The sequence below is a fragment of the Aquimarina sp. RZ0 genome (assembly GCF_008370685.1).
Classification (GTDB): domain Bacteria; phylum Bacteroidota; class Bacteroidia; order Flavobacteriales; family Flavobacteriaceae; genus Aquimarina.
On record NZ_VTZU01000015.1, the window covers coordinates 17,464 to 31,267 of the forward strand.

A 13,804-nucleotide genomic window follows, 5' to 3' on the forward strand; every position below is an offset into this window, starting at 1 on the left:
TCTCAATTATTGAGTAAATAACTTTCTCTAGTTTATATAGAAAGTTCTAATCTCTCATTAATGACAATGTAGAAAATCCTATCAAACCTTCTTGTTTTGTAATTTCTGGATAAGGAACCTCTTCTACAGTGATACTAATACTTCTTAGCCAATGATTCAATCTGATAAACTTTTTCTCAGAAACTACTATATCCTCATTAATAGAGAAAATATTTGAATTCATACGGTACATTTCTTCTTTGCTAATGTGAAATAAATTCTCGAACCAAAAAAAATCAACTCAATATTCATAGTCTTCTTTATTCCTAAATGACTCTCTATGAATGATTGCTTTTCCTTTTCCAAGTAGTTGGAGGCAACAATCTAGATGTAATGCATTCTCTTTTGGTTCTGTTATTGACTTTGTAAGGCCAAATTCTTTCACTATTTTATTAGGAAAAAGTTCTTTAATGTACTCGACTCCCTGCATATTACTTCTTACCACCATACAATTATTAAAATGATCAGATTTATGTGTGCCAACAAAAATATGTTCATTATGCACTATGACATCTCCTCCTTCAATAAAAATACCTTCTGATGCAGCATCATGAATATTATCAGGATGTATTCTATCGATTTTGGATCGTATGCTTGTTCTATTTCAGGCACTCCTCCTAAACTATTTGCAATACCTAAAATTACCACTCTTAATCTGGAAGTTTCATTTTGTATATTCAGTTTCATCAATTTATTTATACGATTTTAGCATCCCTTTTTATAATCGTTTAAAACTTTTTTGAGTAATACGATTTACGGATGAGAATTTCGTAAAAATAATGGCAAGGATTTTTCGCTAGATTGATGAATCAAATTAAAGAATAGCCATAGCTATTGTTTAATTTTATGAAGAAAATATAGTAGAAAAAGAATGTCATTAGATGCGAAATTTTTATTCGTAAATCGTATAAGAGTTTTAATATCTCTAAATAACAACTCTACTCTAATAAAAAGATTTATCCAAGTAATTAAACCATAAGTGAATTTATATAAACTATTCTTAAATCACTTCTAATTCAGAAAGGAAAGAAGAAGGTAGGGTCGCCATAATACTATGCTTGATAGAATCAATACGCACAATAATTTTGTTTACATTATTAACATTAATTATCTCACAATCTAAACCAGACAATGCTCCTTCTTGTACTCTTCTATATTCTCCTACTTTTATTGCTATGTCACTATTTTCTATATCTTTTACATCACTCATTTCTGTAAGCAACCTAATCGATTTTATTTCATGATCTTGCACCTTAGCAAATTCTGATCCGAAACGTATAAAAGTGCAAAAACCTCTAATTGACAATACATTTTCTGAGTCCTTTCTAAAATCAATCTTTACAAAAAGATAGGAAGGGAATAAAGGTGATTCTATCATCTTTTTTCGATCACTCCATTTTCTTATTGTTTTAACCAATGGCAAATATGTTTCTATCTGTTTTTCTTTTAATAAGTTTTCAATCTTCTTCTCATGCCGTGGTTTTACATACAATACGTACCACGCTGTAGGCTGGTTAATCCTCATTGTTAAATTTCTTTTGATATTGGTGATGAATTAGGTTTAAATTAAGAGCAAAGCTTCGCCAATTGACTCACATTTCTTCTTTTCAAAATAGGTTTTTTGTGAATCTGGATTATGTAAAATATATTTTTAATTTGAACTGATTAATTAGAAAATCACTTTCCCTGATTAATCAGTTTTAGAAAATATAGATTAGGGTCTATTACTATAAATATGTGTTGAATATATAAGTTCAGTCTAAAAACTTTATAATATGATATTCTTGATTAGTAAATTTTTCATCTTAGTACTAAATCCTGTTTTCTAAACAGAAGGTGTAATCCTTTAAGCTGGTTTATTGTCATGATATAGGTTTCTTTGATATTGATATAAATTAGGTTTAAATTAGGAGCAAAGCTTCGCCAATTGACTCACATTTCTTCTTTCAAGATAGAATTTTTGTGAATCAGGGTTTTATGAAATAATTTAGATAGCGGAATTAACTAATAAGAATATCTACTCTTCAAGTTAATTGTATTTAAATAAAGCTTACGCAATTAAAGAATTTAGTTTGCTAAAAAGTCTTTCAAATCTACCATCTCTAATTAATAAAAAGGTTACGTAATGATTAAGCCTTAAATAATAATTTACAAAAAGTATTAATTTTTGTTTGTTAAATAATCATATTAGTAAATGTATTCATTGACTTTACAATAATTTATATTAGATAATTTCTTCCGAACAATTACAATTTATATGTCCTTATTTTATACATTCAGTTTAAAAATATAAGACACGATTAGTATCATAAAAAAAATACACTCTTTTTTGAACATATTAAAACAGAGCTCCGCCATTTGACTTACATTTTTTTTCTTTATACACTTTTTGTGAATCAATATTATAAAAAGGAAATTAACCCTATAAAAACAAAGTATAACCCTTATTTTATAATTGTTTTTAATACATTGAATTTTAAAATTCAATGTATTAAAATTAATGTCTACAAACCATACAGGTGATTTGTACCCCCAATAAGGTTAAATAACTATTATACTTATTTCACTACTAAATTATAATTAAAATCCAGTAAGTGACTCCCAAAAAACAAGGAAATTTTTATATAAAAATTCCCTGAAATCAGGGTAGTGTTTTTTTTTAAAAAATATGTACATTTAAAAGATAAAAACGTAAATCCTTTATAAACAAACAATTACGAACCAATCTAAAATTTCCCCAAAAAAATTACTTAATTATTTGAATCAATCGAAAACAATTTAAGTTTCGATTATCAATGTAAAAGATCTCTAAAAATCATCTGTTCGAGGCTTTATCTTGTGTTTAAACGCTTCAGCAGAATCATTTAATGCAAAGATAAAAGCCTTTAGAGCTCAGTTTAGAGGTGTCAAAAATGTAGAATTCTTCCTTTTCAGATTAACTAGAATATTTGCATAAACACAACAATTGAGCTTGATCCCTTTATTATTTACTGACGTAGAACCGCCTATAAATGAAAAATCCGTTCGTATTTCCTTGAATACGAACGGCTTACATTTGTCGGGGTGGCAGGATTCGAACCTGCGACCTCCGCGTCCCAAACGCGGCGCGATAACCGGGCTACGCTACACCCCGAATTGGCTATCAATAAGCGGGTGCAAATATAAATAAACTCTTTTATTAAAACCTACTATTAAACAAAAAATATTTATTTCAATATTCGTTTAAATTGAAGTGATAATAAATATCCTAATTTATTATAGCAACTTCCCATCCTAGCGATATCTCCAAATTCTCCTTTCACATAATCTCCCAAAATATTTGGTGTTTCTGTTTCATATATCACCTCTTCGGTATCTGTTACTTTTACAAACTTCAATGTATTTTTCATTTTTGCTCCATTTCTTGCAATTTGTACTTTACCATATCCAAAATACATCCAATCTGCTTCTATTATCAAAATATATTTGGTGTTTTCATTAGGAACTACAAACCGGAAATCACTATAATCATCTATATTTTGATGTATTGATCTTATAAAATTTTGTCTCCAAACTTCATCTTTCGCTTCATTATATTTTGACAACCAAGTATCTCCATTAATAGAATCTTTTTTATTCCATTTTTTAATCATTTTTTCAACAAATACCTTTTCAGATGACATATTCCCTTTAATTTCTTTTGCATAATTATAACCTACAGGTAAAGTTAAATTAAAGCCAGCTACCACAATATCCTCTGGAAAAGTAAGCTTCACTCCAATTTCTTTTTCTTCTTTTAAAAATTCTAGTTTTTTCTTATCAATCTTTATTCTTTGTGCAAAAGAAATCGCAAAAGTAAACAACAGGGATACAAAAAGTATTTTTCTAATCATTCTATAATTCTTCTAATTAATTTTGTTTTTTGAAACCAATACAATTATAAGTAATTTTTAAGAACTCTTAATCAATTAGTTTCGGATATTTGAAGAAAAATCTCACTTGAAAAAAATAATTCTCATTTTCTTAATACTAAGCTTGAATAGCTATTCTCAATATAACATTTCGGGGGTTATCGTTGACAACACTACCATGATTCCTATTGAAAACTGTAAGATTATCGATATTTTATCTAAGGCCGAAGTCTATACAGATAGTAATGGCTCTTTCAGCTTTATGAGTAACAACAAGATAATTGTAAGTTCTCCTGGCTATGAGACAAAAGAAGTTATAATTAACAGAGATGAGCACCTTACTATCTATCTAATTCCCACGATTAATAAACTTGAAGAAATATTGGTAAAAGCAGCATCCATACCCATAGAACAAAAACATGCTACAGATGCAGTGTCTATTATTAATAAAAAAGAAATTGATCGAGGAAACACTATTGAATTGCACCCTATATTAAATAAGGTCGCTGGTGTTTTTATGCAACATGCAACCCTAAACACTAATAGAATTGCCATTAGAGGTATTGGAGCCAGAAATTTGTTTGGAACCGCTAATATAAGAACATATTTTGGTGATATACCACTCACAGATGGTAATGGGGAGTCATCTATTGAAGATATAGAACTGGCCTCTTTGTCAAAAATTGAAATTCATAAAGGACCATCTTCCAGCACCTATGGTGTAGGATTAGGTGGAACCATTTTATTAAAACCTACTCTTACCAATTATCAAGAATCCAGAGCTTCATTATCTACTTCTGTAGGTAGTTATGGACTAAGAAGAACTGTGGCAAACGTTACTAAAGGAGGAAAAAAATCTAATTTTAATATCCTATATAGTAATAATCATTCTGATGGATATCGAGTTAATAATACGTATGACAGGAATACAGTGACCATAACAGCTGGGGTTGATACAGATAATATGAATACTTTTTCGATAATAGCAAGTTATATCAACCTAAAAGCAGGTATTCCCAGTTCTTTAAATCAAGAAGATTTTGACACAAACCCCAGACAAGCAGCGTTTACCTGGGGGAGATCTCAAGCCTTTGAAGATATCGATTACGGAATTCTTGGAATCACCTGGAATCATCAATATTCTGACAAGTATACGCAGTACACAAGTCTCTTTGGCTCTTTTAGAAATAATTATGAACCAAGACCTTTTAATATACTGAGCGAAAGATCGAATACACTGGGGATCCGAAGTAGGATTTTAGGAAAACACACCATCCATACAAAAGAGCTTACCTGGAATCTTGGAGGCGAACTTTTTTTTGATTTTTATAACGGAAGAACTTTTGATAACCTCTATCAGGATTTCCCTCCCGGTACAGGAAGCGTACAAGGAAATCAACTTTCGGATCTGCAGGAAAAAAGGAATTATTACAATCTTTTTGCTGAAACAAATTTAAAACTAAATAATAAACTACGCTTCAACTTGGGACTACATCTTAATCAAACATTTTTTGATGTAAATGATCAATTTCTACAAGATGGAATTAATAGCTCCGGAACATTTGATTTTAATCCCATTTTCTCCCCAAAAATCGGTATAAATTATGTCATAAACTCTAATCTTATACTATTTGGAAACATTGCTCACGGATTCTCTACTCCTACTACTACAGAGACACTTCTCCCAGAGGGCGTTTTTAATCCAGACATCAAACCAGAAATAGGATGGAACTATGAAACGGGGGTTCGATACAAATTCTTAAAAAATAAAATATATGGTTCTATTTCCCTATACACCCTTAGAGTAAGAGATTTATTAGTTACAAGAAGAACTGTAGAAGATAATTTCTTTGCAATTAATGCCGGAAAAACAAATCACAATGGTATAGAAGGTGAAATTAATTACACGAGTACAAAAACTAACTATGGACAGCTAAATTTCTATATCAATACATCACTGAATATGTATACTTTTGATGAATTCACAGATCTGGAAGCTGATTTCTCTGGCAACAACCTTACCGGAGTTCCTAAAAACATTATGAACCTTGGTATTGATTTGATTTCTGAAAAAAAGTTTTACGCAAACCTTAACTTTCAAGCGGTTGGAGAAATTCCTGTAAATGATGCTAACACTGTATTTAATGATCCGTATGAGTTATTAAATGGAAAAATAGGATATCAAAATACAATTAAGAAACACTGGAAATGCAACGTATATATTGGTGCAAATAATATTTTAGATAAAAAACATGCGTCCCAACTCCAGATAAATGCTATTGGTTTTGGAGGGAACGCCCCAAGATATTTTTATCCAGGTCTCCCATTTAATATATATGGAGGCATTAACATAAATTATAGGCTATAAATAATATTTCTTTGTATTTTTCAGAAGTAAAACAATCAATTAAAATGAAAAATTTTATATTTCTAAAAGTTTTATTCTTGTTCACTCTTTTTTCTTGTGCACAAGAGAAGTTAGATGATGTTCCTCTGGAACCTGATCCCAAAAATTATACCAGCAAAATTGTTGTCCCTGATTTACAAATTCCCTGGGGAATGACCTGGCTTCCTGATAATAGTATGCTAATTACAGAAAAAAGTGGAGAGTTAATTCATTATAAAGATGGAATTAAAACTCAAATCGGTAATATTCCAGAAGTCTATAACCGTAATCAAGGAGGCTTATTAGATATTGAACTACACCCTAATTATAAAGAAAATGGATGGATCTATCTCACATACTCTTCTAAAGAAGGAAGTGAAAAAGGTGGGCATACAGCATTGATACGTGCCAAATTAGAAAATAACCAACTCACCGCTATTGAAAAATTATATAAAGGAACTCCCAATACAACTCGTGGACATCATTTTGGATCAAGAATAGAATTTGATAACGAAGGGTATCTATATTTCAGTATTGGAGATCGAGGTAATAGAGATGAAAACCCGCAAGATATTACTCGTGATGGCGGTAAAATATATAGATTGCTTGATGATGGAAGCATTCCCGACAATAACCCTTTTGTAACCAAAGATGGTGCTAAAAAAGCTATATTCTCTTATGGTCATCGCAATCCGCAAGGAATGGCATTGAATCCAGTAGACGGGAAAATATGGATTCACGAACATGGCCCCCGCGGTGGTGATGAAATTAATGAGATACACAAAGCCTCCAATTATGGATGGCCTGTCATTACATACGGTATTAACTATAGTGGTACATCCATAACTGATATTACTAGCAAAGAAGGAATGAAACAGCCTATATATTACTGGATTCCTTCTATCGCACCTAGCGGTATGGATTTTGTAACAAGTGATGTATATCCTGAATGGAAAAATGATTTGTTGGTAGGCTCACTAAAATTTCAATACCTCGAACTAGTAGAATTAGAAAATAACAAAGTAATCGGTAGAAAAAAAGTGTTAGAAGATATCGGTCGCGTACGCAATGTACGTCAAGGTCCTGATGGATTTATCTATGTTGCGGTAGAAAATAAAGGAATTGTAAAGATCATTCCTAATCCGTGATCAATGTCAAGTACATTTCAAAATTATTAATTTACATTTTGTACTATGAAACATTAGAAAACGAAGCAAACATTTAAGAGACTTAAAAATTACTATATAAAAGTTGATGTTTAAAATTTTTAATAAGAAAACAGAGAGCGTATACACTTTCTTAGTTTTATAATTAATTTCTGATTAACAATTACTAAAATTTATTTTTTTATGAAAAAACGTATAAAACAACTCTTTATTCTTGAAATCTTTTCATTCATATTTTGTATTTCTATTATAGCAAATCAGACGAAATCAAAGACGCAGTATACTAATATCCATACTAACGATCAAGATACTTCTTTATCAAAAAGTATTACAAGAGGAGAAATAATTTACTCCGATTTCTGTATGCAATGCCATCTTCATAATGGCAAAGGTACTCCTAAAATTTTTCCTCCATTGGCAGGATCAGACTGGCTTACTCAAAAAAGAGAAGAAAGTATTCATTCAGTAAAATATGGATTAAAAGGAGCAATAGAGGTTAATGGGCAACCATATAAAAGTGCTATGACTCCATTAGGATTAGAAGACGATGAAATTGCTGATGTAATGAATTATATTATGAATAGTTGGGGAAATACTCAAAAAAAGATGGTTACTATAGAAGAAGTAAAAAGTATTAAGAAGTAAGAAGCATATAACAATCATACTATATTTTACGTTAATATTTTAAAAACACCTACAAAATACAGTTAAAATACAGTACAAATTACGGTTCATGAAATTCCTGATCTTTTTCTATATATTTTCTTTTGCGTATTCAGGCTATATGCAAGATGTAGATGAGATCTCTCCCAATACCTATAAATTCAGATATCGCTTAAAAGTATTTAAAGGTTCCAGATTAGAAATCACAGCGCAATTAAGAGCCATAAAAAATGATCCGAAATATGCAGGTATTCCAGAAGAAATACAACTTGAATTAAATAATCTTTTTGAAAAAGTAAAAAACCAGGCTTTTCCTAAACAGTATCGAAAAAATGCCATATCATTTCTTAATGCCTTATATACATATGATGAATTTGTTATAGTCTATAATGACGCACTTCAGAAAGTGATAAAGAAACTAAAAAAAGATATAAAATATATTGATTTTAAGCTAGAAAGGCAATTCACTAAATCAAAAATAGCGCTGGATCGAGTTAAACTGGAAGATTCTACAAATCAAAAAGAAATAGTCCGACTGGGAGAGGATCTGCAAAAAAGTCAAATTAGATTAGTCTGCCATCGATGGATGCAGAAAAAGTTTGAAAACTACCAAGTTTCTACAGTCGTTAAAGAACCTGATCAATTGATTAAGGAGTTCAAAAAAACAGAAGCTGCTAAAGTATTTTTATTATTTAAAGAAAAAAAAACAGCTGAGATCGAAAACTATCTGGAACATCAAATCATAGATTTTTTTTATACAAAATCAATTCCGGAAATAGACCTCGACAAGTTTGAACTTAGATATATTAATAAAATATAGCGCTTATCCATTATTTTACTAATACTTACAAACCACAGTTTCTATTATTAATACAGAAGAGTAAACTACTACCTCGGAGCAAGGATACGAAGCATTTATTGAAAAAAAATATTTTGATTTCAAGGCAAGCCTCGGAGCATTTAAATCTCGATTATCGAGTAAAAACCATCAATTCGATTTAATGAAGAAAAAGTGTGTCAAGCATAGGTTTTTAGCCCCAAAACATCTATTTTCTTTACAAAATTCTTATCAGAATTTCACTCAAACTGACACCCTTGGGAGTAATTGAACTAAGCTTATTATTTATATTAGAATTATTTTTGGTAGTTTGCACGTGCAACATGCTTACTGCTCCAGAATCATACAAAGTAATAGGATTAATGTCTGGTACATCTCTGGATGGATTAGATATTGCCTATTGTCATTTTGAAAACAAAGGAGGCATCTGGAAATTTTCTATAGAAAAAACCGCAGATATTCAATATACAGCGCGATTTAAAGAAAAGCTCAAAAACACAGTACAATTAAACACTATCGATTTACTAGCATTTCATAATGAATATGGAAGCTGGTTAGGAGATAAGGCTGCCGATTTTATAGCAAAAAACAAATTGGATGTTGATTTTATAAGCAGTCATGGGCATACTGTTTTTCATCAACCCGAAATTGGAGTAACCTATCAAATCGGATCCGGACAACATGTAGCAAATCGTTCTAAAAAGAAAGTCATTTGTGATTTCAGGACTAATGATGTCGCTCTGGGAGGTCAGGGAGCACCTTTAGTTCCTATCGGAGATCAGTTATTGTTTGGTATCTATGATTTTTGCCTTAATCTGGGAGGTATTAGTAATATCTCATTTCAATCCAATCACACCAGAATTGCCTATGATATTGCTCCTGTAAACATGATATTAAACTATCTCTGTCAGAAAATAGACCTGGCATATGACAAGGGAGGAAACCTGGCCAGTTCAGGAATAGTAAATACCGATTTATTAAATAAACTAAATGGATTAGAGTATTATAAGAAGACATTTCCAAAATCTCTGGGATATGAATGGTTTTTAGAAAAAATAATCCCTCTGATAGAAAAAGCTGATGATTCTATCGAGAATTTACTACATACCTCAGTACATCATATTACTGATCAAATAGCCAAGTCTGTAAAAGAAATAAAAAAAGAAAATACTTTGCTATTAATAACCGGTGGAGGTGCTAAAAATGATTTTTTAATAAAAATGTTACAGCAGAAAGTAAAGCAAACCGTCAATGTAGTTATTCCGGAGGAAAAAATTATTGATTTTAAGGAAGCACTGATTTTTGCTTTTATGGGCGTACTAAAGGAGAGAAAAGAAATCAATTGTCTACATACAGTGACTGGAGCAGAAAAAGATTCGTCATCGGGTGTGATCTACTATCCGTCATAATACAGTAAGAATACCGAATTTCACCTATATGTATCATAAAAAAAACTCTCGTACACAAAACTCAATAACTCAATAACTATTTCTAAATTTGCTGAAAATAAATCGGAAAATGTTAATTATTGGTATCGCTGGTGGCACAGGTTGCGGAAAAACTACAGTAGTAAATCAGATTATAAATGAATTACCTGAAAATGAAGTTTGTATAATTTCTCAGGATTCATATTATAAAGACACTAGTCATCTGACATATGAAGAGAGAACTAAAATAAATTTTGACCATCCCCAATCCATAGATTTTGAATTATTAGGAGATCATCTGAAATCTCTGAAAAACGGAGAAATTATAAAACAACCTGTATACTCTTTTGTAGAGCATAACAGAACCACAGAAACTATAATTACTGCTCCTAGTAAAGTGCTTATTGTAGAGGGTATTTTAATTCTTACAAACCCAACAATAAGAGATATGTTTGATATCAAAGTATATGTCCACGCGGATAGTGACGAACGCTTAATAAGAAGATTAAAACGTGATATTGCAGAGCGTGGTAGAGATATGGAAGAAGTTCTGGATAGATATCAAAATACATTAAAACCCATGCATCAGCAATTTATTGATCCTACCAAAGAGTTTGCTGATCTAATTATTCCTAATAACACCTATAATAATGTGGCTGTTGATATTCTTCGTACAATTATAAAAGAACGCTTGGATTAACTTTTGTACCTTTATAAACCAAAATCATACGATTAAGATTGAAGTTAAAAAGTTATTTAGAAAAACTAAGGAACACACCTGCGTTGATTCCTTTTTTTGCCATATTTTTAAATAAGTATGTGTTGATAATACTTGTGTTTGTAATCTGGATGTTATTTCTGGATACAAATTCCTGGCTAATACATAGAGAATTAGATCAGGAAATAAAAGAATTAAACGATAATAAAGAATACTACAAAAAGGAAATTGTAAAAGATCAAAAAAACATAAAAGTTCTTAAAGACAGTAGTGAATTAGAAAAATTTGCACGAGAAGAGTATTTTATGAAACGTGATAATGAGGAGATTTATATAATTGAATACGAGGATAGTATCCATAAAAAAAAGAATAATGACTAAAATCTTATTTGAAAGTTTCGATGCTGTTTCTACAAAAGAGTGGAAACAAAAAATTCAATTCGACTTAAAAGGTGTAGATTATAATGAGGCATTGATTTATAAATCTTTTGAAGGTATTGATATAAAACCTTTTTATAATCAAGAAGATCTTTCAGAAACCAAAAATCAGATTACACATCCTTCTTCCTGGAAAAATGCTCAAAAAATAGAAGTTAATGAAGCAGCGGTTATTGCAAATAAAAAAGCCCTAAAAGCAATCAAAGAAGGAGCAGAAAGTATCTATTTTGTTATTTTGAATGAAAATTGTATTCCAGAAGAACTGCTAAAAGATATTTCTGAAGAAATTACGATCTATATAGAAACCTTATTTTTATCCTCCAAATTTGCTCGGGAGCTTGACAAAATTGCAGCAACGTTTACAGGTGACATCTTTTTATTGGTAGACAGCATTGGCAATCTCTCAAGGACAGGCAACTGGTTTGATACGTTAGCGGATGATCACCGAAATCTAATTAGCATTCTAAAAGAAACTCAAAATCTTAAAAGTATTATTAGTGTTGATATTAGCTTGCTCCAAAACGCTGGAGCCACTATGATTCAGCAATTGGCATATGGATTAGCACATGCTAACGAGTATTTGAATATACTGAATACCAACAAAATGGATTCTTTCAGTGAGGCGTTTATAGTTTTTAAAGTAGCTATTGGAAGTAATTACTTCTTTGAAATAGCAAAATTGAGAGCTTTAAGAATGCTATGGACAAGCTTGTCATCAGAGTTCGATCTACTTAAAAAATGTCATATCCTTGCACATCCTTCCCATAGAAATAAAACCATTTTAGACTATAATGTAAATATGCTACGTACTACTACAGAATGCATGAGTGCAATTTTGGGAGGAGCAGATACTATTTATAACCTTCGCTATGATGACATATATAATCTGGAAAATGATTTTGGAAACAGAATCGCACTAAACCAATTACTTATTTTAAAAAATGAAAGTTATTTTGATATCGTAACCAATCCAGCATCAGGAAGTTATTATATTGAGAGTTTAACACGGCAATTATCAGAAAAAGCACTGGAGCTATTCAAAAACATCGAACAAGGTGGCGGTTATCTTACACAATTAAAAGAAGGAACAATTCAGCGAAAAATAAAAGATAGCGCTAAAAAAGAACAAGACTTATTTGATAATGAACACATTATACTAACTGGCGCTAATAAATTCAAAAACCCTAGTGAAGATATTCCAAATTTGGAAAAAATACCTTTTTCTAAAAAAAATGTTATAAAAACTTTACTGAATCCAATAGTTCAGCGAAGATTATGTGAAAAAATTGATAAAAAAACAGCAGCAAACGCTAATAATTAACAACTTATTATTAACTTACGATCTAATTAACATATCTATAACACATAATTAACATAACAAAATCTTAATCGATGCCCCATAAGATGAGATTAATGGCCAATATTGTATTAGTAGGATTACTTTTTACCATCACCTGTAATGCACAACAATATGATTGCGCTATTGCAGACAAAAGTGGTTTTATCAAAAAAGCCTTTGATTCGTTCGAAAAAGACCTATTTGATCATTATAAATTTGATAGCGATTCTGTAAAAACATATAGAACGTTCTTAGCAGAGGTAGCAAGTTTATCTCTCGATCTCAGAAAACTCCCTTCAGACAATTCTATACAATTGGCAAGAACTTTTAAAAAGAAAGCTAATGATAAAAATTCTATATGGGTGAAACTGAGCGATTATGAAAGTAGAGACGCCACAAAAAAAACATCAACGTATACTCCTTCTCCAGAAGAAAAAGATGAGGAAGTATTGATTTTTAATTACAGAGGAGGTTTTATACAATGCCTTAAAAATACTAGTAATAGTGACGATTTTAAAAAAATTATATACACATTAGAAAATGATGGAAATGTAAGCACCTCACTTATAGCTCAAAAGGTATATTACATGGTAGACAAAGAAATCAACACCTCTCAGGTTAAAGAATTTATTGCTTTTGACATTTACTATTCGATACTTATGGTTATCGAAAAAGCTTTTGGCTAGTCAAATCCACATCATACCTTACTCAGTATTAATATAATTATTGTTTTCTAAAATAAATCATCAATAAAATTGTAATTTTATATTTTATTGATGATTTATTTTTTTTTATGAGAATAAGGTATTGTTTTCCTATATTATTTATTTTGTCACCGATCTCAGGTAAAACTATTATTGATGAAGCACTAAATTGGATAAAAAAAATAACTCCAAAAAAA

Annotated in this window: 11 protein-coding genes, 1 tRNA gene and 1 pseudogene; 9 read left to right on the top strand and 4 right to left on the bottom strand. The window is 30.5% G+C overall.

Annotated elements, in window-relative coordinates:
* Positions 1–46: 46 nt before the first annotated feature.
* From F0000_RS07430 to F0000_RS07450, 4 genes and pseudogenes are all read right to left on the bottom strand, one after another.
* A pseudogene (locus tag F0000_RS07430) lies at positions 47–729 on the bottom strand (dimethylarginine dimethylaminohydrolase family protein).
* A gap of 310 nt (positions 730–1,039) precedes the next feature.
* The gene (locus F0000_RS07435; protein ID WP_149624087.1) at positions 1,040–1,564 is read right to left on the bottom strand and encodes a UpxY family transcription antiterminator; all 525 of its coding nucleotides are present in this window, start codon (positions 1,562–1,564) and stop codon (positions 1,040–1,042) included.
* A gap of 1,533 nt (positions 1,565–3,097) precedes the next feature.
* A tRNA-Pro gene (locus F0000_RS07445) sits at positions 3,098–3,172 on the bottom strand.
* 73 nt (positions 3,173–3,245) lie between these two features.
* The gene (locus F0000_RS07450) at positions 3,246–3,911 is read right to left on the bottom strand and encodes a hypothetical protein (protein WP_149624088.1); all 666 of its coding nucleotides are present in this window, start codon (positions 3,909–3,911) and stop codon (positions 3,246–3,248) included.
* A gap of 106 nt (positions 3,912–4,017) precedes the next feature.
* On the opposite strand from F0000_RS07450, the gene F0000_RS07455 reads away from it, so the two are divergent.
* The 9 genes from F0000_RS07455 to F0000_RS07495 all read left to right on the top strand — a co-directional run bounded on the left by F0000_RS07455 (position 4,018) and on the right by F0000_RS07495 (position 13,589).
* Positions 4,018–6,297, top strand: a complete 2,280-nt coding sequence (locus F0000_RS07455; RefSeq protein WP_149624089.1) for a TonB-dependent receptor — start codon at positions 4,018–4,020, stop codon at positions 6,295–6,297.
* 44 nt (positions 6,298–6,341) lie between these two features.
* A complete protein-coding gene (locus F0000_RS07460) occupies positions 6,342–7,463 on the top strand; it encodes a PQQ-dependent sugar dehydrogenase (RefSeq protein WP_149624090.1) in 1,122 nt (373 codons plus the stop codon).
* A 201-nt stretch (positions 7,464–7,664) separates the two neighbouring features.
* Entirely contained in the window at positions 7,665–8,126 is a 462-nt protein-coding gene (locus F0000_RS07465; RefSeq protein WP_149624091.1) for a cytochrome c, read from the top strand.
* A gap of 88 nt (positions 8,127–8,214) precedes the next feature.
* The gene (locus tag F0000_RS07470; RefSeq protein ID WP_149624092.1) at positions 8,215–8,964 is read left to right on the top strand and encodes a hypothetical protein; all 750 of its coding nucleotides are present in this window, start codon (positions 8,215–8,217) and stop codon (positions 8,962–8,964) included.
* 275 nt (positions 8,965–9,239) lie between these two features.
* A complete protein-coding gene (locus F0000_RS07475; RefSeq protein WP_255452661.1) occupies positions 9,240–10,391 on the top strand; it encodes an anhydro-N-acetylmuramic acid kinase in 1,152 nt (383 codons plus the stop codon).
* A gap of 109 nt (positions 10,392–10,500) precedes the next feature.
* Positions 10,501–11,109, top strand: coding sequence for a uridine kinase (udk, locus tag F0000_RS07480; protein WP_149624093.1), 609 nt, complete (start codon positions 10,501–10,503; stop codon positions 11,107–11,109).
* 83 nt (positions 11,110–11,192) lie between these two features.
* Positions 11,193–11,507 carry a septum formation initiator family protein gene (locus F0000_RS07485; protein ID WP_255452666.1) on the top strand — a complete coding sequence of 105 codons (315 nt, stop codon included), beginning with the start codon at positions 11,193–11,195 and terminating at the stop codon, positions 11,505–11,507.
* Complete coding sequence (locus F0000_RS07490) at positions 11,500–12,885, top strand: methylmalonyl-CoA mutase subunit beta (RefSeq protein WP_149624095.1); 1,386 nt, start codon at positions 11,500–11,502, stop codon at positions 12,883–12,885. Before F0000_RS07485 ends, F0000_RS07490 begins: the two co-directional genes overlap by 8 nt.
* Before the next feature lie 71 nt (positions 12,886–12,956).
* On the top strand, positions 12,957–13,589 hold the full coding sequence (locus tag F0000_RS07495; RefSeq protein ID WP_149624096.1) for a hypothetical protein: 633 nt from the start codon (positions 12,957–12,959) through the stop codon (positions 13,587–13,589).
* Positions 13,590–13,804 lie beyond the last annotated feature (215 nt).